Origin of the sequence: Paraburkholderia sp. J94, from assembly GCF_905220285.1 — a bacterium.
Lineage (GTDB): Bacteria > Pseudomonadota > Gammaproteobacteria > Burkholderiales > Burkholderiaceae > Paraburkholderia > Paraburkholderia tropica_A.
In genome coordinates, this window is the sequence record NZ_CAJMZH010000024.1 from 17,319 (window position 1) to 40,817 (window position 23,499).

Annotated in this window: 22 protein-coding genes; 11 read left to right on the forward strand and 11 right to left on the reverse strand. The window is 65.9% G+C overall.

Features of this window, described 5'->3' with window-relative positions; all coding sequences use genetic code 11:
• Positions 1-19: 19 nt before the first annotated feature.
• The 3 genes from dxs to U4Y88_RS35065 form a co-directional block, all read right to left on the reverse strand.
• Positions 20-1,927, reverse strand: coding sequence for a 1-deoxy-D-xylulose-5-phosphate synthase (gene dxs / locus U4Y88_RS35055; protein WP_224011676.1), 1,908 nt, complete (start codon positions 1,925-1,927; stop codon positions 20-22).
• 85 nt (positions 1,928-2,012) lie between these two features.
• Positions 2,013-2,894 carry a polyprenyl synthetase family protein gene (locus U4Y88_RS35060; RefSeq protein ID WP_224011677.1) on the reverse strand — a complete coding sequence of 294 codons (882 nt, stop codon included), beginning with the start codon at positions 2,892-2,894 and terminating at the stop codon, positions 2,013-2,015.
• Positions 2,891-3,223, reverse strand: a complete 333-nt coding sequence (locus tag U4Y88_RS35065) for an exodeoxyribonuclease VII small subunit (RefSeq protein ID WP_224011678.1) — start codon at positions 3,221-3,223, stop codon at positions 2,891-2,893. Before U4Y88_RS35065 ends, U4Y88_RS35060 begins: the two co-directional genes overlap by 4 nt.
• Before the next feature lie 309 nt (positions 3,224-3,532).
• Between U4Y88_RS35065 and U4Y88_RS35070 the strand changes: the two genes are divergently transcribed.
• Both U4Y88_RS35070 and U4Y88_RS35075 read left to right on the forward strand, forming a co-directional pair.
• Positions 3,533-4,639, forward strand: coding sequence for an aromatic ring-hydroxylating oxygenase subunit alpha (locus U4Y88_RS35070; protein WP_224011679.1), 1,107 nt, complete (start codon positions 3,533-3,535; stop codon positions 4,637-4,639).
• Between the two features lie 140 nt (positions 4,640-4,779).
• Positions 4,780-5,649, forward strand: a complete 870-nt coding sequence (locus tag U4Y88_RS35075) for a sulfurtransferase (RefSeq protein ID WP_321789456.1) — start codon at positions 4,780-4,782, stop codon at positions 5,647-5,649.
• Positions 5,650-5,686: 37 nt separating this feature from the next.
• Here U4Y88_RS35075 and U4Y88_RS35080 read toward each other — a convergent pair whose 3' ends face one another.
• The 3 genes from U4Y88_RS35080 to polA form a co-directional block, all read right to left on the reverse strand.
• Positions 5,687-6,559: a dienelactone hydrolase family protein gene (locus tag U4Y88_RS35080; RefSeq protein ID WP_321789458.1), complete on the reverse strand. Its 873-nt coding sequence runs from the start codon at positions 6,557-6,559 to the stop codon at positions 5,687-5,689.
• Positions 6,560-6,625: 66 nt separating this feature from the next.
• The gene (locus U4Y88_RS35085; protein ID WP_224011682.1) at positions 6,626-7,972 is read right to left on the reverse strand and encodes an NAD(P)/FAD-dependent oxidoreductase; all 1,347 of its coding nucleotides are present in this window, start codon (positions 7,970-7,972) and stop codon (positions 6,626-6,628) included.
• A gap of 256 nt (positions 7,973-8,228) precedes the next feature.
• Positions 8,229-11,030, reverse strand: a complete 2,802-nt coding sequence (gene polA, locus U4Y88_RS35090; protein WP_321789518.1) for a DNA polymerase I — start codon at positions 11,028-11,030, stop codon at positions 8,229-8,231.
• 1 nt (position 11,031) lies between these two features.
• Here polA and U4Y88_RS35095 point away from each other — a divergent pair, with 1 nt between their 5' ends.
• A complete protein-coding gene (locus tag U4Y88_RS35095; RefSeq protein ID WP_224011683.1) occupies positions 11,032-11,787 on the forward strand; it encodes a TIGR00730 family Rossman fold protein in 756 nt (251 codons plus the stop codon).
• A gap of 196 nt (positions 11,788-11,983) precedes the next feature.
• Here U4Y88_RS35095 and U4Y88_RS35100 read toward each other — a convergent pair whose 3' ends face one another.
• Positions 11,984-12,886 (reverse strand): transcriptional regulator GcvA, encoded by a 903-nt coding sequence (locus U4Y88_RS35100; protein ID WP_321789460.1) that lies wholly within the window; start codon positions 12,884-12,886, stop codon positions 11,984-11,986.
• Between the two features lie 95 nt (positions 12,887-12,981).
• Between U4Y88_RS35100 and U4Y88_RS35105 the strand changes: the two genes are divergently transcribed.
• From U4Y88_RS35105 to U4Y88_RS35120, 4 genes are all read left to right on the forward strand, one after another.
• Positions 12,982-13,620: a chromate transporter gene (locus tag U4Y88_RS35105; protein WP_321789462.1), complete on the forward strand. Its 639-nt coding sequence runs from the start codon at positions 12,982-12,984 to the stop codon at positions 13,618-13,620.
• On the forward strand, positions 13,617-14,144 hold the full coding sequence (locus U4Y88_RS35110; protein WP_224011686.1) for a chromate transporter: 528 nt from the start codon (positions 13,617-13,619) through the stop codon (positions 14,142-14,144). Before U4Y88_RS35105 ends, U4Y88_RS35110 begins: the two co-directional genes overlap by 4 nt.
• A gap of 569 nt (positions 14,145-14,713) precedes the next feature.
• Positions 14,714-15,298 carry a hypothetical protein gene (locus tag U4Y88_RS35115; RefSeq protein ID WP_321789464.1) on the forward strand — a complete coding sequence of 195 codons (585 nt, stop codon included), beginning with the start codon at positions 14,714-14,716 and terminating at the stop codon, positions 15,296-15,298.
• Positions 15,295-15,600, forward strand: coding sequence for a hypothetical protein (locus U4Y88_RS35120; protein ID WP_224011688.1), 306 nt, complete (start codon positions 15,295-15,297; stop codon positions 15,598-15,600). Before U4Y88_RS35115 ends, U4Y88_RS35120 begins: the two co-directional genes overlap by 4 nt.
• 63 nt (positions 15,601-15,663) lie before the next feature.
• On the opposite strand, the gene U4Y88_RS35125 is transcribed toward U4Y88_RS35120, so the two are convergent.
• Complete coding sequence (locus U4Y88_RS35125) at positions 15,664-17,190, reverse strand: AMP nucleosidase (protein WP_310633488.1); 1,527 nt, start codon at positions 17,188-17,190, stop codon at positions 15,664-15,666.
• A 248-nt stretch (positions 17,191-17,438) separates the two neighbouring features.
• Between U4Y88_RS35125 and U4Y88_RS35130 the strand changes: the two genes are divergently transcribed.
• The 3 genes from U4Y88_RS35130 (at position 17,439) to U4Y88_RS35140 (ending at position 19,805) form a co-directional block, all read left to right on the forward strand.
• Complete coding sequence (locus tag U4Y88_RS35130) at positions 17,439-17,852, forward strand: hypothetical protein (RefSeq protein WP_224011690.1); 414 nt, start codon at positions 17,439-17,441, stop codon at positions 17,850-17,852.
• A gap of 136 nt (positions 17,853-17,988) precedes the next feature.
• On the forward strand, positions 17,989-18,993 hold the full coding sequence (locus U4Y88_RS35135) for a homoserine kinase (RefSeq protein WP_321789466.1): 1,005 nt from the start codon (positions 17,989-17,991) through the stop codon (positions 18,991-18,993).
• Positions 18,984-19,805: a BPSS1780 family membrane protein gene (locus U4Y88_RS35140; RefSeq protein ID WP_224011692.1), complete on the forward strand. Its 822-nt coding sequence runs from the start codon at positions 18,984-18,986 to the stop codon at positions 19,803-19,805. The genes U4Y88_RS35135 and U4Y88_RS35140 overlap by 10 nt, the downstream gene beginning before the upstream one ends.
• Before the next feature lie 138 nt (positions 19,806-19,943).
• On the opposite strand, the gene U4Y88_RS35145 is transcribed toward U4Y88_RS35140, so the two are convergent.
• Together U4Y88_RS35145 and U4Y88_RS35150 are read right to left on the reverse strand one after the other, a co-directional pair.
• Positions 19,944-20,123 carry a DUF3563 family protein gene (locus U4Y88_RS35145; protein ID WP_065059975.1) on the reverse strand — a complete coding sequence of 60 codons (180 nt, stop codon included), beginning with the start codon at positions 20,121-20,123 and terminating at the stop codon, positions 19,944-19,946.
• 136 nt (positions 20,124-20,259) lie between these two features.
• Positions 20,260-21,468 carry a PHB depolymerase family esterase gene (locus U4Y88_RS35150; protein WP_321789467.1) on the reverse strand — a complete coding sequence of 403 codons (1,209 nt, stop codon included), beginning with the start codon at positions 21,466-21,468 and terminating at the stop codon, positions 20,260-20,262.
• Between the two features lie 275 nt (positions 21,469-21,743).
• Here U4Y88_RS35150 and U4Y88_RS35155 point away from each other — a divergent pair, with 275 nt between their 5' ends.
• Positions 21,744-22,454, forward strand: coding sequence for a phosphatase PAP2 family protein (locus U4Y88_RS35155; protein WP_310633491.1), 711 nt, complete (start codon positions 21,744-21,746; stop codon positions 22,452-22,454).
• 123 nt (positions 22,455-22,577) lie between these two features.
• Here the strand turns inward: U4Y88_RS35155 and U4Y88_RS35160 are convergent, their stop codons facing one another.
• Positions 22,578-23,483 (reverse strand): TOBE domain-containing protein, encoded by a 906-nt coding sequence (locus tag U4Y88_RS35160; RefSeq protein WP_321789469.1) that lies wholly within the window; start codon positions 23,481-23,483, stop codon positions 22,578-22,580.
• Between the last annotated feature and the right edge of the window lie 16 nt (positions 23,484-23,499).

Below are 23,499 nucleotides of genomic sequence, written 5' to 3' on the forward strand. Positions count from 1 at the left end.
CCGCTCAGCGCGATCCCACTCAGGCGACGCGCATCACCGACTTGCCGGACGCGTTCGCCGCGCGGTCGAGAAAGCGCTCGCGAATCGACTTCGCGATCCCTGCCGCGTCGAGGCCACAGCCTGCCAGCAGCTTGGCCGGTTCACCGTGGTCGATGAAACGGTCGGGGAGGCCCAATTGTAGTACGGGCTTGATAACCCCACTTTCAAGCAGGGATTCCACGACGGCCGAACCCGCGCCGCCCATGATGCAGCCTTCCTCGACGGTCACGAGGTAATCGTGCGTCTCGGCGAGCTGCTTGACGAGCTCCGCGTCGACCGGCTTCACGAAGCGCATGTTCGCCACGGTGGCGTCCAGTTCTTCGGCAGCGGCCAGCGACGGCGCAACCATCGTGCCGAACGCGAGGATCGCCACGCGCTTGCCTGCCGGTGCGGCGCTTTCGCGGCGCACTTCGCCCTTGCCCACCGGCAGCGCGGCCATCTGCTTGACGGTCGCGACGCCCGTGCCCGCGCCGCGCGGATAGCGCACGGCCGTCGGGCAGTCCTGCTGGAGCGCCGTGTAGAGCATCTGGCGGCATTCGTTTTCGTCCGACGCCGCCATGACCATCATGTTCGGGATGCAGCGCATGAACGCGAGGTCATACGCGCCCGCGTGCGTCGCGCCGTCCGCGCCGACGAGGCCCGCGCGGTCGATCGCGAAGATCACCGGCAGGTTCTGCAGCGCCACGTCGTGGATCAGCTGGTCGTAGCCGCGTTGCAGGAAGGTCGAGTAGATCGCGACCACCGGCTTGAGGCCCTCGGCCGCGAGACCGCCCGCGAACGTCACCGCGTGCTGCTCGGCGATGCCGACGTCGAAGTAACGGTCCGGGAAGCGCTTCTCGAACTCGACCATGCCCGAGCCCTCGCGCATGGCCGGCGTGATGCCGACGACGCGGCTGTCCAGCTCGGCCGCATCGCACAGCCATTCGCCGAACACTTGCGTGTACGTCTTCTTGGCGGGCGTGGTCGACGGCTTGATGCCTTCGGCCGGGTTGAACTTGCCGGGACCGTGGTACAGGACCGGGTCGGCTTCGGCGAGCTTGTAGCCCTGGCCTTTCTTCGTCACCACGTGCAGGAATTGCGGGCCGCGCAGTTCCTTGATGTTTTGCAGCGTGGGGATCAGCGAGTCGAGGTCGTGACCGTCGATCGGGCCGATGTAGTTGAAGCCGAATTCTTCGAACAGCGTGGCCGGCACGATCATGCCCTTCGCGTGCTCTTCGAGCTTGCGGGCGAGATCGAGCACCGGCGGCGCGTGACGCAGCACGCGCTCCACGCCCGCGCGAGCGGCGGCGTAGAAGCGGCCCGACATCAGGCGCGCGAGATGGCGATTGAGCGCGCCCACCGGCGGCGAAATCGACATGTCGTTGTCGTTGAGGATGACGAGCAGCGGCACGTCGTCTTCGACGCCCGCGTTGTTCATCGCCTCGAAGGCCATGCCGGCCGTCATTGCGCCGTCACCGATCACGGCGATGCCCGTGGCGTTTTCGCCCTTGAGCTTGCTCGCAATGGCCATGCCGAGCGCCGCCGAAATCGACGTGCTCGAGTGCGCGGTGCCGAAGGTGTCGTAGTCGGATTCGTCGCGTTTCGGGAAGCCCGAAATGCCGCCGAACTGACGCAGCGTCGGCATCTGGTCGCGGCGGCCCGTGAGAATCTTGTGCGGGTAGGTCTGATGGCCCACGTCCCAGACGATGCGGTCGCGCGGCGTGTCGAACACGTAATGAAGCGCGATCGTCAGTTCGACCGTACCAAGGTTGGACGACAGGTGGCCGCCCGTTTGCGAGACGCTGTCGAGAACGAAGGCACGCAGTTCGTCGGCAAGCGGTTGCAACTGGCGGCGATCAAGGCGGCGCAAATCCGCCGGGTCGTCAATGGTTTTCAGCAAGTCGTACATCGTCGTTCCATTGTAGGAAATCGGGCGCTCCCGCACTTCTGTCGCGCATTACTTCCCGTTCATGCGCGCGGGCGGGTTGGCGCAATCAGCTAACCCGGTTCACCACCAGGTCAGCGAGTTCGGCGAGGCGCTGGGCGCGCGCGCCGAACGGTTCAAGCGCCGCGTGCGCGTCGGCGCGCAGCTGCTGCGCGAGGGCGCGGGAAGCATCCAGACCGATGATCGACACGTAGGTCGGCTTGCCGTCCTTCGCGTCCTTGCCCGCGGTCTTGCCCAGCGTGGCCGAGTCGGCGGTCACGTCGAGAATGTCGTCCACCACCTGGAAGGCGAGGCCCACGGCCGCAGCGTACTTGTCCAGTGCCGCGAGCGTCTCGGCGGAAGGCGTGTCGCCCGCCACCGCGCCCATGCGGACCGACGCGCGCAGCAGCGCGCCCGTCTTCAGACGGTGCATCGTTTCGAGCTGCTCGCGCGTGAGCGAATGGCCCACGCTCGCGAGATCGATCGCCTGGCCGCCGGCCATGCCGATCGAACCGCTCGCGAGCGCGAGTTCGCGCACGAGCGATGCCTGGCGCGGCGCGTCCAGCACGTCCGACGTCAGCGTAATGAAAGCCTGCGATTGCAGCGCGTCGCCGACCAGCAGCGCCGTCGGTTCGTCATATTTGACGTGTACGGTGGGCTTGCCGCGGCGCATGTCGTCGTCGTCCATGCAGGGCATGTCGTCGTGGACGAGCGAGTAGACGTGGATCATCTCCAGCGCGCAGGCCGCTGCGTCGAGCGCTTCGGGCGTCGCGCGGGTCAGTTCGCCGGCTGCGTGGCACAGCAGCGGGCGCACCCGCTTGCCGCCGCCGAGCACGGCATAGCGCATCGCGTCATGCAGCGGCGCGGGCTGAACGTCCGCTGCCGGCAAATAGTGATCGAGTGCGCTTTCGACCCGGTCGAGCACCTGCCGGGTCCATTGGTCAAATGTCATAGATCGTCGTCTCCGCCCATTGCGGAGCCTGTCGTATTGAGGGGAGCGGGCCGCAGCGTTTCGCCGTCGAGCACGCGCACCTGTTGTTCAACCTTTTCGAGCTGCTGCTGGCAGAACTTCACCAGCACGGCACCGCGACGATACGCGGCCAGCGATTCTTCGAGACTCAGGCTGCCGCCTTCCATGCGCGCCACGAGCGCGTCGAGCTCGGCGAGCGCCGCCTCATAGCTGTCCGGCAGAGCCTCGGCCCCGGCCGGGTCGTGCGATCCGTCCGGTACACCAGCTTCCTGAGCCGCGCCAGCGCGGTCTTTCGATGCCGTTTTCGCCATCAGTGGTCGCCAAAATGAAACAAGGCGGACATTCTACGGCAAAAGCCCCCCATCCGCCCCGCTCGCCGGCTTCTGTTCCGCGGCGGCCACATCACGCGGACTTACACAAATCGGTGCCGGAAGGCCGCGGTCGCCGCGATATTGTCGCTTTTTCGTCGCCTTCCTGCCGTAATTGCGCCGCAAACCGGGCAAAAATCAGTCACTTAGCCACCCCACCCCGGGGTAAACCAGTTATACTAGCCGGCTCCCTAAATCGAATCTTCGATGGTTGGGTTGTTCACTGCTTTCACGTCTTCATCGGGAGTGGGAATGTCCAATCTGAGCAATGCATTGCAGCTGAAGTCCATTCAAAGCCAGCTGCCAGTCACGGCTTACTTTGACGAAGCGCTTCTCCAGCGCGAAATCGAAACGCTTTTCCAGAAAGGTCCTCGCTACGTCGGCCACGAGTTGATGGTGCCCGAAGCGGGGAATTATTTTGCGCTGCCCGGCGAAAAAGAGGGCCGCGTGCTGGTGCGCAACAAGAGCAACGAGATCGAACTGCTCTCAAACGTTTGCCGCCATCGCCAGGCCATCATGCTAAACGGTCGCGGCACCGCAGACAATATTGTATGTCCGCTGCATCGCTGGACGTACGACCTCAAAGGTGAACTGCTCGGCGCGCCGCACTTCGCGGACAAGCCCTGCCTGAACCTGAACAACACGCCGCTGCAAAAGTGGAACGGCCTGCTCTTCGAGTCGGCCGGGCGCGACGTCGCGCGCGATCTCGCGCGCCTCGGCCCCGCGAAACACCTCGACTTCACGGACTATATGTTCGATCACGTCGAGGTGCACGAGTGCAACTACAACTGGAAGACCTTCATCGAGGTCTATCTGGAGGACTACCACGTCGTCCCGTTCCATCCGGGTCTCGGCCAGTTCGTCTCGTGCGACGACCTGAAGTGGGAGTTCGGCGAGTGGTACAGCGTGCAGACCGTGGGCGTGCACAGCCAGCTCGGCAAGCCGGGCAGCCCCACGTACCGCAAGTGGCACGACGAGGTCCTGCGCTTCCGCAACGGCGAGCCGCCCGAGTTCGGCGCGATCTGGATGGTCTACTACCCGAATCTGATGATCGAGTGGTATCCGCACGTGCTCGTCTGTTCGTGGCTGATTCCGAACGGCACGCAGAAGACCACCAATATCGTCGAGTTCTATTACCCCGAGGAAATCACGCTGTTCGAGCGTGAGTTCGTCGAGGCCGAGCGCGCCGCCTATATGGAAACGGCCATCGAAGACGACGAGATCGCCGAGCGCATGGACGCCGGCCGCCGCGCGCTCATGGAGCGCGGCGTCTCGGAAGTCGGCCCGTACCAGAGCCCGATGGAAGACGGCATGCAGCACTTTCACGAGTTTCTGCGCCGCGAACTGGGCACGATCTAGGCACGGTTCGAGCGCCTTCGCGCTACCGCATGCATCACGGAAAGACGGGCTACGGCCCGTCTTTTTGTTTAGACTGACGGCATCGGGCCCACGCTGTGCACACGCACATCCGGCGGCCGCGCACGATACCAGGAGCCGTCATGCCCCACACTCACTACACCACGCTGATCTCCGCCGCCAACCTGCACGAGCGCATGAGCGCCGCGCCGGGCAGCGTGCTCGTCTTCGACTGCCGTTTCGATCTGGCCGATCCGGGCGCGGGCGAAACGGCCTATGCCGCCGGCCATCTGCCGGGCGCGCGCTATCTGCATCTCGACCGCGATCTGTCCGGCGCCAAGACCGGCACGAACGGCCGCCATCCGCTGCCGGACCGCGCCTCGCTGGTCGCCACGCTCGCGAGCTGGGGCTTGAACGCGGGCCAGCAGGTCGTGGCCTACGACGCGCAAGGCGGCTCGTACGCGGCGCGGCTCTGGTGGCTGCTGCGCTGGCTCGGCCACGACTCGGTCGCGGTGCTCGACGGCGGCCTGCAAGCCTGGGAAGCCGCGGGCCTGCCGCTCGCGAAAGATGTGCCCGCGGCCACGCAAGGCACCTTCAAGGCGGGCGCGCCGCTGCAGGTGACCGTCGATGCGGCGGCCCTCGTGCGCAATCTCACGTCGCACGAACTCACCGTGGTCGATGCGCGCGCCAACGACCGCTATCGCGGCGAGAACGAGACCATCGATCCGGTCGGCGGCCACATTCCCGGCGCGAAGAATCGCTTCTTCAAGGACAACCTGACCGACGACGGCCGCTTCAAGTCGGCCCACACGCTGCGCGAGGAATTCACGGCGCTGCTGCCGGGCATCACGCCCGAGCACGTGGTGCTGCAATGCGGTTCGGGCGTCACCGCGTGCCACAACGCGCTGGCGATGGAGATCGCCGGCATGCATGGCGCGGCGCTGTACGGCGGCTCGTGGAGCGAATGGGTCGCCGATCCGTCGCGGCCCGTGGCGACCGGGCCGAATCCCTGATCGACGCGAGAGCGTTGTGTGATGAACGGCGTCGGCCTCAACCGACGCCGTGCTCCTTGAACCACGCGATCGCGCGCTTCCAGCCGTCCTCGGCATCGGCCTTGCGATAGCTCGGCCGGTAATCGGCGAAAAATGCATGCCCCGCGTCGTCGTAGACGACGAACTGCGAACCGCGCGCACTCTGCGGCCCCTGCGCGATGGCCGCCTTCATCTGCTCCAGCGTGTCCTGCGGAATGCCGGTGTCCTGACGTCCGTACAGCCCCAGCACCGGCACTTGCAGACTGCCCGCGAGATCGAGCGGATTCTGCGGCGTATTCGCGTTGTGATCGCCCACCACGCGCCCGTACCACGCCACCGCCGTCTTGATGCGCGGATTGTGCTCCGCATAAAGCCACGCGTAACGCCCGCCCCAGCAAAAGCCGTTGACGCCCACGCGCTTCACATCGCCGCCATGCTCGCCCGCCCAGGCAATAGCCGCATCGATATCGCCGAGCACCTGCGCATCGGGAACCTTGCTCACGATGTTTTCGTTGATCTGCTGGATCGTCGGATACACCGAGGCGTCGCCCTCGCGCACGAAGAAGTCCGGCGCGATGGCCAGATAGCCGAGCTTCGCAAAGCGGCGGCAGACATCGGCGATATGCTCGTGCACGCCGAAAATCTCGTGAATCACGATGATCACCGGCAGATGCGTCTTGCCGCGCGGCTGCGCGCGATACGCCGGAATGAGCGTGCCGTTCGACTGGAACGCGATCTCGCCCGCGTCGAGGCCTTCGCTATCGGTGTGGATGGTCTGCGCGGAAACCGGCAGCACCGCAGCGGCGAATCCGCTGCCGAGCGCGGCCTTGAGAAAGGTGCGCCGATCGAACGGCACGTGCGGGACGAGGCTATCGACTTCGGGCTTGAGCATGCAACGCTCCTCGCGATAAGAACAGCGCCATCAAAAGAAAAATGCGCCCGCAGGCGCATCGTGGGATCAATGCAATTTGACGCGCGGCAGCGTCGTGCGCCGCAGCCAGTGCGCGACGGTGTCGAGCACCATGCGCGCGTAGCCGTGCAGCGCCGCGATATGCAGCCGGTACAGCGACATGTACATGAAGCGCGCGAACAGGCCTTCGATCAGCATGCTGCCGCCGATCAGCCCGCCCATCAGACTGCCGACCGCGCTGAAGTGGCCGAGCGACACGAGCGAGCCGAAGTCGCGATACGTGAATTCGGGCAGCGGCCGCCCTTCGAGCCGCAGTCCCATCGAGCGGAACAGGAACGACGCTTCCTGGTGCGCCGCCTGGGCGCGCGGCGGCACACCGCGTTCGTTGCCGGGCCACTCGCAGGCGGCGCAGTCGCCGAGCGCGAAGACGTTGTCGTCGAGTTCGGTTTGCAGCGTGCGGCGCACGATCAGCTGACCGAGCCGGTTGACGGTCAGTCCGTCGAGTTCCGAGAGAATCTGCGGCGCCTTGATGCCCGCGGCCCACACCGTGAGATCGGCGCGCACGGCCTTGCCGCTCGCCGTACGCACGACGCCCGGCGCGACCTCGGTCACGCGCTCGCCGCTCAGAATGCGCACGCCGAGCTTCTCCAGCAATTCGGTCGTGGCCGACGACACGCGCTCAGGCAGCGCGGGCAGAATGCGCGGCCCCGATTCGATCAGCACGATGCCGACGTCGTGGCTCGGATCGAGCTTGTGCAGCCCGTACACCGAAAGCACCTGCGCGGTGTTGCGCAATTCCGCCGACAATTCGACGCCGGTCGCGCCCGCGCCGACGATCGCGACCTGCACGCGCGGCTCTTGCTTGCCTTCGTGATCGTGCGTGACGGGTTCGGGCGTCTGATGTTCGGCGCGCATGCAGGCGGCGATGAGCTTCTTGCGAAAGCGCTCGGCCTGCGCGACGGTATCGAGCGCGATGGAGTTTTCCGCCGCGCCTGGCACACCGAAGAAATGCGTCGTGCTGCCGATGGCGAGCACGAGCGTGTCGTATTCGAGCACGCGTTCGGGCAGCAGTTCGGCGCCGTCTTCGTCGTTCACGACGCCGAGCGTGATGCGTTTGGCCGCGCGGTCGATGCCGATCAGTTCGCCCTGCTGAAACTCGAAGCCATGCCAGCGCGCCTGCGCCGCGTACTCGAGTTCCTGCGTGAACGGGTCCATGCTGCCCGCCGCCACTTCGTGCAGCAGCGGCTTCCAGATGTGCGTGGGATTGCGGTCGACCAGCGTGACCGAGGCGTGCGTACGGCCGCGCTTTGCGCGCGTTTCGCCGTAACGGTCGCCCAGCCGCGTCGCCAGTTCGAGCCCGCCTGCACCTCCTCCCACTACGATAAAGCGATGCATAGTTTCTCCGTGCATGTCGATTGGCGATAGAACGTCCGATGCGCGCCGCGTGCCTGCCTCGATACACAATCTGCAAACAGCGGCGGCCTTCGGCCGTCGGTTCATTGTCGGATGACGGAACGCGCGGCGGCAAGACCGGCGAGCACATGCATAGCATGTGCTCCGCCCACTTGCGCGATGCCGCTCGCGCGGTTACGGCTTCTTCGTTACGGTTCGGCTTCAGCGCGCGCGTAAAGCGCGCACGTAAAAAACAAACTCAGTGCGCTTCTTCCCAGTTCGCGCCCACGCCCACTTCGGCGACGAGCGGCACCTTCAGCTTCGCCACCGAGCACATCAGTTCCGGCAGGCACTTGCGCACTTCGGAGAGTTCCGCATCGGGCACTTCGAGCACCAGTTCATCGTGCACCTGCATGATCATCTTCGTGCCGATCTTGCGCTCGTCGAGCCACTTCTGCACGGCGATCATCGAGAGCTTGATGAGGTCGGCGGCCGTACCCTGCATCGGCGCGTTGATGGCGGCACGCTCGGCGGCCTGGCGTCGCGGACCGTTGCCACCGTTGATCTCGGGCAGCCACAGTCGGCGGCCGAACACCGTCTCTACATAGCCGCGCGATTTCGCGTCCATCCGCGTCTCGTCCATATAGCGCGCGACGCCCGGATAGCGCGCGAAATAACGGTCGATATAGAGCTTCGCCGCGTCGCGCGTAATGCCGAGATTCGACGCGAGCCCGAACGCGCTCATGCCGTAAATCAGGCCGAAATTGATGACCTTGGCGATGCGGCGCTGATCGTTGCTCACTTCGAGCGGCGTCACGCCGAACACTTCGGCGGCGGTCGCGCGGTGAATGTCGTCGCCGCGTGCGAAGGCTGCGAGTAGCGATTCGTCGCCCGAAATATGCGCCATGATGCGCAGCTCGATCTGCGAATAGTCGGCCGACACGATCTTGCAACCCGGCGACGCGATAAACGCCTCGCGAATGCGACGGCCTTCGCCGGTGCGCACGGGAATGTTCTGCAGATTCGGATCGTTCGACGCGAGACGGCCCGTGACCGCGACGGCCTGCGCGTAGTTCGTGTGCACGCGGCCCGTCTGCGCATTGACCATGCGCGGCAGCTTGTCGGTGTACGTGGACTTCAGCTTGGCGAGGCCGCGATGTTCGAGCAGCAGCTTCGGCAGCGGATAATCTTCGGCGAGCTTTTGCAGCACTTCTTCGTCGGTGGACGGCGCGCCGCTCGGCGTTTTCTTCACGATCGGCAATTGCAGCTTCTCGAAGAAGATCTGGCCGATCTGTTTGGGCGAACCGAGATTGAATTCGCCGCCCGCGAGCGCATACGCTTCCTGTTCGAGCTCGACGAGACGCACGGCGATCTGCGCGCTCTGCTTGTCGAGCCGCTCGGTGTCGATCAGCACGCCGTTGCGCTCCATCTTGCGCAGCACGCGCGAAGTGGGCAGCTCGATGCTGCGATACACGTAGTCGAGGCCCTTCTCCGGCGCGATCTGCGGATAGAGCGCGCGATGCAGTTGCAGCGTGACGTCGGCATCTTCGGCGGCGTATTCAGCGGCCGTTTCCAGCGCCACTTCGTCGAAACCGATCTGCTGCGCGCCCTTGCCCGCGACCTCTTCGTACTTGATCGTCTTGATGCCGAGATGGCGCAGCGCGAGGCTGTCCATGTCGTGCGTGCGATGCGATTCGAGCACGTACGATTCGAGCAGCGTGTCGTGCTCGACGCCGGCCAGTTCGATGCCGTAGTTCGCGAGCACCTGCTCGTCGTACTTCATGTGCTGGCCGACTTTCTTGTGCTGCGCGCTTTCGAGCCAGGGCTTCAAACGCGCGAGCACCTCGTCGATCGGCAATTGCTCGGGCGCGTCGGGACCGCGATGCGCGAGCGGCAGATACGCGGCCACGCCAGGCTCGGTCGAGAACGACATGCCGACGAGCTTCGCGACCATCGGATCGAGCGCGGTGGTTTCGGTGTCGAACGCGGTGAGTTCGGCGGCTTCGATCTTCTTGAGCCAGGCGTCGAACAGTTCCCACGTCTGAATGGTTTCGTAGTGGCGCGGCGCGTCGACGAACAAGGCGGGCTGCACGTTCGCGTCCTGGGCGGGCGCGTTGCCCTGGGTGGCGGCGGGCACCGTCTCGCTCTGCTGGCTCGCTTCGGTCACTTCGCGCAGCCAGGTCTTGAAGCCGTGACGCGCGAAGATATCGCGCAGTTCCTCGCGCGCTTCGGGGCGCGTGACGAGCGACGCGTCGATCGACTCCAGATGCGGAGCGAGATCGCAGGCCGTTTCCACCGTGACGAGCTTCCGCGCCATCGGCAGGAAGTCGAGCGCGTCGCGCAGATAACCGCCCACGGCGCCCTTGATTTCGTCCGCGTGCGCGATCACGCCGTCGAGCGAGTCGTATTGCGTGAGCCACTTCACGGCCGTTTTCGGGCCGCACTTGTTCACGCCCGGCACGTTGTCGACGGTGTCGCCGATCAGCGAAAGATAGTCGATGATGCGCTCGGGCGGCACGCCGAACTTCGCGATCACGCCTTCGCGATCGAGCATTTCGTTCGTCATCGTGTTGATGAGCGTGACGCGGTCGGTCACGAGCTGCGCGAGGTCCTTGTCGCCGGTGGAAACGATGACCTTCATGCCGAGCTTTTCGGCCTGCGCCGCGAGCGTGCCGATGACGTCGTCGGCTTCCACGCCTTCGACCATCAGGAGCGGCCAGCCGAGCGCGCGCACCGCCGTGTGGATGGGCTCGATTTGTGCTGCGAGCGGCTCCGGCATCGACGGACGATTGGCCTTGTACTCGGGATACCAGTCGTCGCGAAACGTCTTGCCCTTGGCATCGAACACGCACGCGCTATACTCTGCCGTAACGTCCTTGCGCATTCGACGCAGCATGTTGATGATGCCGTAAAGCGCGCCCGTGGGTTCGCCATCGGGACCGCGCAGATCCGGCATCGCATGGAAGGCCCGATAGAGATAGCTGGAGCCGTCGACCAGTAATAAGGTCTTACCTTCCAGCTCAGTTTGTAGCTTCGTTTCCACGCGTAGTTCTTCAGGCATTATGGACAAGAGAAAAGTGATTCCGAGTCTGCGTTCACTCGCAGATCAAGAGCGCGCAACGGCCAAGAAGGCGCGCGCATCGTGGCAGATGTTCACGATTATGGCAGAGTTTATCGAGGCGACCGAATACCTGTCCGAGATCCGGCCAGCGGTCAGCATCTATGGCTCCGCGCGCCTGAAACCCGACTCGAAGTACTACCAGTTGGCGAGCACGATCGCGCGAAAAGTGTCCGACGCGGGCTTCGCCGTGATCTCCGGCGGCGGTCCCGGCATCATGGAAGCGGCCAACCAGGGCGCGCACGCGGGCAAGTCGCCTTCGGTCGGTCTGAACATCGAGTTGCCGCACGAGCAGTCGGGCAATCAGTGGCAGGACATCTCGCTGCGCTTCCGCCATTTCTTCACGCGCAAGGTCACGTTCGTGAAGAACTCGGACGCGGTCATCGTGATGCCCGGCGGCTTCGGCACGCTCGACGAACTGGCCGAAGTGCTCACGCTCATCCAGACCAAGAAGTCGCGTCACGTCCCCATCATTCTGGTGGGCGCGGAGTTCTGGGAAGGCCTGCTCGCGTGGTTCCGCTCGGCGCTCGTGCCGATGGGCCTCATCAATCCCGAAGACATGGATCTGATGCAGGTGATCGACGACCCGGACCAGGTGCTCGAAGCGGTGCTGAAGTTCTACGAGGACAGCGGCGAGGAAGGGGAGAAGGAACATCCCACGCGCGGCGACTCGGACGAAGACCGCATGTTCTATCTGTGATGGCGTGATGCAACGAGCTTGACGTCGCGGCGCGCGGGTTTAAGGCCCGCGCGGCGTGAGCGTCGCTTTATCGCTATCGAGGCGCGATCGCTGCAAGGCATCGCGCCGCTTTTATTTCTGCAGCTTTCTTCGGGCTTGCAGGCGCGTGTTCGCACTCGCCGAGATCGCCACATCGATCGTGATATCGGTCGTGATATCAAGCCGCCGCGACCTGCGCCGGCTGGGCGCGCGCCTGCTCCTCCAGCCAGCCGCAAAATTGCGCGACCTCGGGCACGTCCGCCACTTCGCGGCGCGCCACCCACCAATAGCCTCGCGCGTCCAGCAACGGACCGGCGAGCGGCGTGACGAGCCGACCCGACGCCAGTTCGTCGTCGAGCAGCGGCAGCGGGCCGAGCGCCACGCCCAGTCCATCCACGGCCGCCTGCAGCGCCAGATAGAAGTGATCGAACGACTGCTTCTTCCGGCAGCGCGCCTTCACGTCCGCTGCCGCGAGCCATGCGCGCCACGCGTCGGGACGCGTGTCCGAGTGCAGCAAGACGTGACGCGCGAGGTCGTCGGCGTGCTGGATCGGCGCACGCTTGAGCAGCGCGGGACTGCAAACGGGCACCTCCATTTCGTCGAGAAAATGGCCGCTCGCGCAGTCGCGCCAATGCGCGGGGCCGCGCCGCACGGCGACGTCGAACGCATCGAGCGTCTCGACCGGCGCATTCGAAGTCGACAGCCGCAGTTCGACATTGGGCGCGAGCCGCTGAAACTGCGAAAGACGCGGCAGCAACCATTTCATCGCGAAGGTGGGCAGCGCGTTCACGCGCAGCACGCGTACGGTGCCCGTGTCGCGCAACTGCTCGGTGGCGCGCGCGATGTCGTCGAAGGCAGCCTGCACGGCGGCGAGATAGCGGCGGCCGTGCTCGTTGAGCGCGACGCGCTTGCCGTGCCGATGAAACACCTGCACGCCCGTCCACGCCTCCAGCGCGGCAACCTGACGGCTGATGGCACCGTGAGTCACATGGAGTTCGCCGGCAGCGGCCGTGAAACTGTTGTGCCGCGCGGCGGCTTCGAACGCGCGCAGCGCGGGAAAGGGAGGAAGCGAGCGGGTCATGCTTGTGATTCTAGATCACAAGAGAACGCCCAAAAAATCGTTTTGTGGCGAAGCCGATCGGCGCTACGCTCACGGCTTGCCTCAGAGGTCCCCGCATGAAAAATACGCCCGCCGTCGCGCCCCCGGATTCCACCGCCCCCGCCAATCAGGCCAATCAGGCCGATGCCGCGCCGCAGAGCTCCACGCACGCCCCCAGCGCGCGCGAAATCTTCCTCGGCTTTCTCGGCCTCGGCTTCACCTCGTTCGGCGGCGCGCTGCCGCTCGCACGGCGCACCATCGTCGAGCAGCGCCGTTGGCTCAGCGGCGCGGAATTCACCGATCTGCTTGGCCTGTGCCAGTTCCTGCCGGGCGGCAACGTCATCAACCTGTCGGTGGCGATCGGCATGCGCTTTCACGGCTGGCGCGGCGCGCTCGCGGGCCTGCTCGGCCTGATCGCGGGGCCGTCGATCGTCGTGATCGGGCTCGGCGTGCTCTACGAGCGCACGCAGAACGACCCGCACGTGCGCCATCTGTTCGTCGGGCTCGCGGCGGCGGCAGCCGGACTGCTGGTGTCGATGGCGCTCAAGATCGTGCTGCCGCTGCGTCACGACAAGGCGGCGGCGTTGGTCGCGCTGCTCGGTTTCGTGGCGATCGCCGCGCTGCGCATACCGCTCCTGCCGACCATGCTCGTGCTGACGCCGCTCGGCATCGCGCTGGCCGCGCGCGCCGCGCGTCGCGAAGGCGGTGCGCGATGACTTCGACACTCGTTGCGCTCGCCGCGATCTTCAGCCAGCTTTCGCTGCTCGCGTTCGGCGGCGGCAACACCATCCTGCCGGAGATGCAGCGCCAGGTCGTCGAGGTGCATCACTGGATGCCGGCCAGCGAATTCAGCGCGCTGTTCGCGCTCGCGCAGGCCGCGCCCGGCCCGAACATGATGGTCGTGACGCTCGTCGGCTGGCACGTGGCCGGCTGGGCCGGCATGCTGGTGACCTCGATCGCCAAGTTCGGCCCGTCCTCGCTCGTGACGATCGCGGCGCTCCACGCGTGGGACCGCTTCAAGGACCGGCCGTGGCGCCGCATCGCGCAGCGCGGGCTCGTGCCGGTCACGGCGGGACTCGTGGCGGCAAGCGCCGTGCTGATCGCCAAAGCCTCCGACCCGACGTGGATCGCGTGGGCGATCACCGGCGTCTGCGCCGTGCTCGCGTTCCGCACGAAGATTCATCCGCTCTGGCTGCTGGCGGCGGGCAGTCTGATTGGATTGAGCGGATTCGGGCAGTGAACAATCGCGACGCGGCTGCCCCGGATTGATTCGGAATGCGATTTGAATATGCGGACACTGCGCGGACACTGCGCGGACACTGCGTGGACACTGCGTGGACACTGCATTGCAACGCGACGCCAAACACACAGCACGCAATGCTTGCCACGATTTCTTCTGAAGATTATGCGCGCTGATTTTGCAGTGCAGCAATCCGTCGCCTAGAGTGAAACTTGTCTCACTCGTGTGATGCAAGGCACGATTTCCGGGCCGCTGACGAGCGGCTCTTTTTTTGCGCAGCGCCGTTTGTCGTTGCGCCTGCTGGCAAGTTCGCCGACGACTTCGCCGTCAACTTCGCCGCACCCATTCGGCGGACGGGTCTCGCGCCGCCGACGCGCCCACAGCGGCCCCGCGCCCGCACACCAGGCCGAATGGCCTGCCACCCCGGTTTTCACACCTTTTCCGCACGCCGCTTGCACGAGCGCACACGGCACGGCCGCTTCGTGTTGCACGCCCGCGTCACGCGCTTTCGGACGCGCGCCGCGTCACTACAGTGAGGCGAAGGACAACAGGCGACGGCAGGTGACGAATTGATCGAACCGGTAGAACCGCAATCCGATTGCATCGCGGCGCAGACAGGCGAGCCGCGCACGTGGACATACGGCTGGAATTTGCTCGTGACCGCGATCGTCGTGATCGCGCCGCTCGCGCTCATCCTCATCGAATACAAGTTGCGAGACGAGATCTGCGCGCTACGCGGCCGCGCCACCTGTCACGCGCTGGAATTCTTCACGCCGGCGATGATGGCCGCCGCGCTCGCCGTGGTGCTGCCGTGCATGAATCTCTCGATCACGCACCGCCCACTGCTGCCCTTACCGCCCGCGCCTTCGCTCACGCGATTCGCGGCGCGCCGACGCTGGGCGCATCGAAATCGCCTGGCCAGACGTCGAAACTGCGCGAATAACTTGATCTGGATACTCGATCACTGCATTGCCTTCTTTGCGCTAGTTTTATCGTGCGGCATCTTGGCGATGTGGCTGCTGAGCCTCCATCCCGAAGGCAGCGTCGGTGCTGGAGAAACATGGGGCACACCTCACAAGCTGAGTTGCACCGCTTACGCGCTGGCCACGCTACTCACCTTGTCCAAAATCACACTGGAGCGGTACAGAAAATGAATGAATGGCCTGTAGAAGTCCTGTTCGGCATCCCGGCTGCGGCAATTGTCGTTGGCATCATCGGATCGTATGCCTTGCACCGCTGGCTATGCTCGGTCGATCGGATGAACGCGCTGCTCGACCAGGAAGCTGCTGCCGAGTCAGCGCTGCGGCGCGTGTGCTATCGGCAGCCCACGGCGGTTCCCGTGGATCCCTTCACGCGTATCGCCATGACGGTGAAGTCGCGCAACCTCGCCATCCGCATCGACGGCGGCCGCTACGCGCGTTTGCCCGCAAGCGTCATGTGCGCCGCGCCGGCTTGAACGGCGGGCAGCGCGATACGCAACGGCGCATCGCGCAAAGACGCCCGCCGCCCAATCCCGGCGTTACTGGAACGCCACTTCCGCGAAGCTTCGCAGCTTGCGGCTGTGGAGCTTATGCAGCCCGTTCGTGCGCAGGATCTCCATCGCCAGCACGCCAATCTGCAAATGCTGATCGACCTGCGCGCGATAGAACGAATCGGCCATGCCGGGCAATTTCAGTTCGCCGTGCAGCGGCTTGTCCGAGACGCATAGCAAGGTGCCGTACGGCACGCGGAAGCGGAAGCCGTTCGCGGCAATCGTCGCGCTTTCCATGTCGAGCGCGATCGCGCGGCTTTGCGAGAGGCGCTGCACCGGTTCGCGATGATCGCGCAGTTCCCAGTTGCGGTTGTCCACGCTCGCCACCGTGCCCGTGCGCATCACGCGCTTGAGTTCCACGCCGTCGAGCCGCGTGACCTGCGCGACTGCGCGTTCGAGCGCCACCTGCACTTCGGCGAGCGCGGGAATCGGCACCCACAGCGGAAGATCGGCGTCCAGCACGTGATCCTCGCGCACATAGCCGTGCGCCAGCACGTAGTCGCCGAGACGCTGCGTGTTGCGCAGCCCCGCGCAGTGGCCGAGCATGATCCACGCGTGCGGGCGCAGCACCGCAATGTGATCGGTGATCGTCTTCGCGTTCGACGGTCCCACGCCGATGTTCACCATCGTGATGCCGCTGCCGTCCGCGCGCTTGAGGTGATACGCGGGCATCTGCGGCAGACGCGCGGGCGTCGTGCCCTCGTCGTCCTGCTCGCCGAGATTCGCGTTGTACGTGACCACGTCGCCGGGCTCGACGAACGAGGTGTATTCGCTGCGGTAGTTGCGCAGATCGGCGTCGTCGGTGCGCGCCATCATCGCGCGGCCGAGCTTCACGAACTCGTCGATATAGAACTGGTAGTTCGTGTAAAGCACGTAGTTCTGGAAATGCGTCGGCGCCGTCGCCGTGTAGTGCTTGAGCCGATGCAGCGAGAAGTCCACGCGCGGCGCCGTGAACAGCGCGAGCGGAAACGGCTCGCCGGGCGCCGGTTCGTAGGTGCCGTTCACGATGCGGTCGTCGAGTTGCGCGAGGTCGGGCGTATCGAACACATCGCGCATCGCGAAGAGACGCTCGCGGTCGAGATCGCCTTCGAGGTGAATGCCTTCGGCGAACGCGAAGTGAACGGGAATGGGCTGCTCCGAGACGCCCACTTCGATCGACACGTGATGGTTCTTCGCGAGCAGGCGCAACTGCTCGCGATAGTAGTTGCCGAACAGGTCCGGGCGCGTGACCGTGGTTTCGAATTCGCCGGGGCCCGCCACGAAACCGTACGAGCGCCGCGAATCGATATGCGTGTTCACTGCCGTGCGAATGCGCACGAACGGATAGCATGCGCGCACGCGCCGCTCGAACGCTTCGCCGCGGCGGTAGCGCGCAAACGCATCGCGCAGGAACGAGGTGTTCGCCTCATAGATGGCCGCGAGGCGCGCGACGGCGTCGGCGGCGTCTTCGAAGGCTTCGACGGGAAAGTCGTGTGGTGGCGTCATGAAGGGCCGCCCGTTGATATCGTTGTTCATTGTCGTATGCCCTGGTTCGTTTGAACGACATTAGCACGGAAGCAGGACAATCTGACATCGCCCTGTGCGCAGGCGGGCGATTTCCCGTCCCGGCGCGAGGCCCGCCGCGCGGGCACGCGGGCCGCCCCGCAAGCGCGGCCCGACACGCGAATCGGGGCGCGAATTTGCTAGAATTGGAGGATCCCATCCCTTGCATGGGACCAGATGACGGCGTTGACCTGCCAGGTCTGGTCGACAGGAGAATCACAATGAAGTCGCACCTTCTAGCCGCCGCCGCGGCGACGCTCGCGTTCAGCGGGTTCGCCATGGCTGCGCCGGCCGACGACGCCCAGACCGCCGTCGAGGCCCAGTCCGCCCAGCCTGCCCAGTCCGAGAACGAACGGGCCGGCTTGCCCAATCTGGAGAAGATCAACCGTCCGGCTGCGCGCGTCAGCTCGAAGGTCGACATCAACGACGTGCCGCGCACGCCGAGCTTTCACGAAGTCAGCCCGACCGGCACCGAAATTACCGAATACCGCGACAAGGGCAAGCCCGTCGAGATCAACGTGCAATCGAAGTTCGGCACGCATTACACGATGAGCTCGAACCCCGACACCTCGCCGCAAGTCCGCCAGAACGGCCAGGCCAGCACGCGCCTGCCGTCGATCAACCTGCATTACTGATACGTCCCTTCGCGCGCGGGCGGCGTGCGCTGTCCGCGCCGCCTCCCGCCTGGCACGCCGCCCCTGAAACCTTTCTGGCGCGAGCGGCCACGTCCGCGAACCGGGCCCCGATTACGAACACCTCACGACCTCAGGCATGGCCGTCTTCACCGCTGTCACCGACACCCAGCTTGCCCATTGGCTGCACGACTACGATCTTGGCGACGTGGTCGAATTTCGCGGCATCCAGTCCGGCATTGAAAACAGCAACTTCTTCCTGACGACGACGCGCGGCGAGTACGTCCTGACGATCTTCGAGAAGCTCACGGCGCAGCAGCTGCCGTTCTATCTGGACCTGATGCGCCATCTGGCCTCGCACCGCGTGCCGGTGCCCGACCCGATGCCGCGCAAGGACGGCGCGCTGTTCGGCCTGCTGCACGGCAAGCCCGCGGCCATCGTCACGAAGCTCGACGGCGCGCCGGAACTCGCGCCCGGCGTCGAGCATTGCGCCGAAGTCGGCCAGATGCTGGCGCGCCTGCATCTCGCGGGCCGCGACTTCACGGGCGACCAGCCGAATCTGCGCAGCCTGTCGTGGTGGCAGGAGACCGTGCCGACCGTCGCGCCGTTCCTCGACGGCGCGCAGCGCGATCTGCTCGAAAGCGAGCTGGCGCATCAGCAGGCATTCTTCGCGAGCGACGACTACGCCGCGCTGCCCGGCGGCGCGTGCCACTGCGATCTGTTCCGCGACAACGCCCTGTTCGCGCACGCGAACCCGGAAACGGGCCACACGGTGCGCCTCGGCGGCTTCTTCGACTTCTATTTCGCGGGCTGCGACAAGTGGGTGTTCGACGTGGCCGTGACCGTGAACGACTGGTGCGTCGACCTCGCGACCGGCGAACTCGACACCGCGCGCGTCGAAGCGATGCTGCGCGCCTACCAGACCGTGCGTCCGTTCACGCCCGAGGAAAGCCGCCACTGGACCGACATGCTGCGCGCGGGCGCGTACCGCTTCTGGGTCTCGCGCCTGTATGATTTTTATCTGCCGCGCTCGGCCGAGCTGCTCAAGCCGCACGATCCGGGCCATTTCGAGCGCATCCTGCGCGCGCGCCGCGCCGGCGTGCCCGACGCCTTTCACGCACACTCCCACCGTTCATGCAACTGATCGAAGTCCCCGCGAAGCAGGGTTATGTGTGGTTCCGCCAGGGCATCTGGCTGTTCCGCCGCAATCCGCTCGCCTTTCTCACGCTGTTCTTCGCGTATCTGCTGGCGATGACGCTCATCTCCGCGGTCCCGGTGATCGGCGGCGTGCTGCCGCTCATCTTCGTGCCGGGCATCGCCGTGGGTTTCATGGCCGCGTGCCGCGACACCATCGCGGGCAAGCCGGTGTTTCCGACCATTCTCGTCGACGGTTTCCGCTCGTATGGGCAAGCGGTCACGAAGCATCTGTTCGTGCTGGGCGGGATTTACGTGGTGGCAATGACGCTCGTGCTCGCGGCATCGGCGCTCGTGGACGGCGGCACGCTGCTGCGCCTGATGACGCTGGGCGGCTCGCTCGACACCGAGGCGCTGGAAAACACCAATGTGCCGTTCGCCGTGCTCGCCTCGCTGGCGGCCTACGTGCCGGTTTCGATGATGTTCTGGTTCGCGCCGGTGCTGACCGCGTGGCACGACGTGCCGCCGGTCAAGGCAATGTTCTTCAGCATCGTGAGCTGCTGGCGCAACAAGGGGGCGTTCGTGGTGTACGGCGCGCTGTGGTTCGCCGTATCGATCGGGGTGTCGCTGGGACTGTCGGCGCTGCTGCGCGCGCTGGGCGCCGGTGATTTCGCGCTGGCGATCCTGATGCCGGCGCTCATTCTGGTCACGACGATGCTCTACTGCTCGTTCTACGCGACCTATCGCGGCTGCTACGGCGTGCAGGAAAAAACCGCCGCCGATCTGCCCGATTCGTCAAATTCGCCGGGTTCGGGACGCTAAAGCCTGCCGCGCGATGCGGCTGGTCACACCCGCGGGGCGCCATGGTGCGCCCCGTTTGCTTTTCCGACTTCGACTGGGAACTGCGGTTACTGCAACTACTGCAATTGCAACCAGGGCGACGCGATTGCGCCGACCGGCTTAGCCGTAGTGGTTCATCCACGACGGTTGACGGCCGGTCTTCTCGCGGTCGAGCTTGCGCATGCGGAATTCCAGATCGTAGATGTCGGCCGATTCAGACAGGTAGGCTTCTTCGCGCTCTTTGCGCGAGGTTTCGGCGGATTTCGTGAGGAACAGGAAAAGGCGGCTGATCAGGTACATGGTCTGGCTCCGATAATTTGGGCACTCGCCCGCGGAAGGAATAGAGCCATTATAGGGAAAACCCTGACTAGGGTAAACCCTGAATGTGACACGGATTGTCGCATCTGTTCAACGAATTGCCGCCGAATTGCCGTGCTCAGCCCGCGCCTTGGGCCAGTTCACCGTCCTCGTAGAAGTCGTCGGCCACAGCTTCGCGGCGCTTCGATGCGAAAAAGTCCCAGATCATTGCGCTGGCGTCCGGGCCTGCCGACGAGTGGAACGGCACGGTATCGTCGCCGCCGCTCCAGGCGTGATCGAGCGCGCTCACGCGGCACAGGCGCACCACGCTCGCGCCGTCGCGCGCATAGTCGTGCAGCGTGTAGCCGTCGCCCTCGCTTTCATGCGAGACGACGCCGCGACGCACGCCATCCGCATCGGCGAGACCGTTCAGACGCAGGAACTGCGCCGCGAGCTGCTCGGCATTGACCGGCGCGACGACCGCATCGGCGTCGCCCTGCACGATCAGCGCCGGCATGCCCGGATACGCGCGGCCCGCCAGTTGATCGTCGACGAGTGCGACCGGATCGTGATGCAATCCGCGCCGCATCACGTCGAGCGCCGATACGCCCGAGCGCGCCTCGCCGAACGCCGGTCCCGAATGCAGCGCCACGGCCGCGAAACGGCCCGGCGCGCGCACCGCCAGCATCGAAGCCAGCCCCGCGCCCGCCGACAAACCCGCCAGATAGACGCGCGAGCGGTCGAAGCCATGCGTCTGCGCGAGCGAATCGATGAGCGAGATGATCGCCGTCACCTCGCCGCCGCCCGCCGCCTGACGCGCGTCATACCAGTGCCAGCACTGATGCGGATGCGCCTGCGCCGACTGCTCCGGGTAGAGCACCGCGAAGCCGTGCTTGTCGGCCAGCAGGTTCATGCGCGTGCCTTCCGCGAACGAATCCATCGTCTGCTTGCAGCCGTGCAGCATGACCACGAGCGGCATGTCCGTGGTGTCGAGCCCCGGCGGCAGATACAGACCGTAAGCGAGCGGCCGCGACATGCCCGGGGCGAGATAGTCATCGCGATGCCATTCGCCCGCCGCCCACGCGGCAGCACGCGGACCGACGCGCGATTCGCGCACCGGCGGCCGTGCGGCCTCGGTTTGCTCGGCAGTCTGCGTCTGCGCGCCGTGAACTGCGCGCGCCACGGCTTCGCCCGCGGCATGCGCGGCCTGCTGGGCGCCACGCCACATGTCCTGCACGTCCGGCGTGTGCACGCCAGCCTCCCGCAGCGCCTCGCGGGCTGCGCGTTTCTGGATGGCGAGCAGACGCTGCATGCCACCCGCCCATAGCTTCGTCAGATTTTTCGTCATCAGCGGCCTCGTGAAAGGGGGTCGGACACCCGAGGCGAATTGCCACGGCCATCCGTTGTGCGATGCACAATAACACCATTCCGCACGCGCTGCAGAAACGCTTGTCCAACGAATCCAGCCGGTCGATCCGGCACTTTCGTGCACTGCACCGCACAGACCCATTCTGAGACGCCGCTATACTGGAATGTCACGCGACGCGCGTGTCGGCCCACCCAGCCGCTCGCGCGTTAAACAATGGATACCCTCTAACGCCCGCGTCACCCCGGCGCCCTGCCATGCCCGACTTACCCTCACATCTCTGGATCTCGATCACGAACCTCGGCGGCGCAGGCCTGACCTTGCCGCTCGCGCTCGGGATCGCGCTGTGGCTGCTCACGGGCTATTCGTGGCGCATGGCGGCAAGCTGGCTGTTCCTGCTGGGTGCGTCAATCGGCCTCGTCACGGTCACCAAAATCGCGTTCCTGGGCTGGGGCGTGGGCGTGCGTTCCTACGATTTCACGGGTCTGAGCGGGCACGCCATGCTCTCCACGGCGGTCTATCCGGTGGCCTTTTTCCTGATGCTGCAAGGCAGCCGCACGGCGCTGCGCGCCACGGGCGTGGCGATCGGGCTGGCAGTGGGTATCGCGGTCGGGGCGTCGCGCGTGGTGCTGGTCGCGCATTCGCCGTCCGAAGCCGTCACGGGCTGCATCGTCGGGGCGCTCACCGCGCTCGCGTTCGTGATCTATTGGTGGAAGACGCCGTCCACGCGCATTTCGGCGGCGGTGGTCACGCTGAGCCTTGCGGCGCTGGCGTTCGCCGTGCACGACGTGCGCGTGCCCACGCACCGCTGGGTGACGAATCTGGCGCTCACGGTGTCGGGCCACAATCAGCCGTTCGTGCGCGCCAAGTGGAAGGCCAATCGCAACACGCGCACGCCCGGCACGCCGACCGCACCGGTCTCGCAGACCCGCGACACGCTCACGCCGCCGACGCAGCGCGTCGCCTGAGGCGCGGGTTCAAGCTGAGGGTTCTAACTGCGGGTTCTAAGTGCGGGTTCTAAGTGCGGGTTCAAGTCGCAGGTTCAAGCCGCGCTTTCAGCGCGTCCCTCCCGCCAGAGCCTGGCGCATCGGTCATCCGGCCACGCCCAGCAGCACGCTCGACGCCTTGAACGCGGCCGTCGCGGCCACGCCCACGTCGAGCCCGAGCGCCACGACGCTCGCGTCCGTCACGATCGCCGCGATCACGACGCCGCCCGGCAATTCCAGCCTCACCTCCGCATTCACCTCGCCGCGCCGCAGCGCGCTCACCGTGCCGCCCAGGCGATTGCGCGTCGAGAGCCGCGCCGCCTCGCCGTCCGCGCCGCCCGCCACCAGCAGCACCGACGATGCCTTCACGAGCGCCACCACATCCGCGCCGACCGCCAGCCCGAGCGACTCGGCGCTCTCGCGCGTCACGATGGCCGCGAGCGTCTGGCCGCCCGGCAGCGCGATCGACACTTCGTCGTTGACCGCGCCGCGCACGAGCGCCGTGACCGTGCCATAAAGCTGATTGCGCGCGCTGGTCCGCAGACCGAAGCGGCCCAGCACGGCGAGATCGCCGCTCGCGCCATCCGGCGCGCCGCCGAGCGCGCTCACCGCCTGCGCGGCACGCTCGAGAAAGCGGCGATGCTCGCGCTCGATGGCGCCATACGTATCGATAAGACGCAGCGCGCGCGGCGTCAGCGTCGTGCCGCCGCCGCCCTTGCCGCCGGCTGCGCGCACGACGAGCGGCTCGCCGGCGAGATTGTTCATGGCGTCGATCGTGTCCCACGCGCCCTTGTAGCTCATGCCGACGGCCTTGGCCGCGCCCGTGATCGAACCGGTTTCGCGGATCGCCGCCAGCAGCGCGATGCGCGATGCGCCGCCGAGCATCTGCGCACCCGCCTGAAACCAGACCGAGCCGCCGACGCCCAGTTCAGGCACGGTGGCATCAGCGGAATCAGCGGTCGCGGGCGGCACCGGTTCGCCGGAGGCGGGCGTGGAAGGAGAATCGCTCATCGCGCGGGCCTGAAAA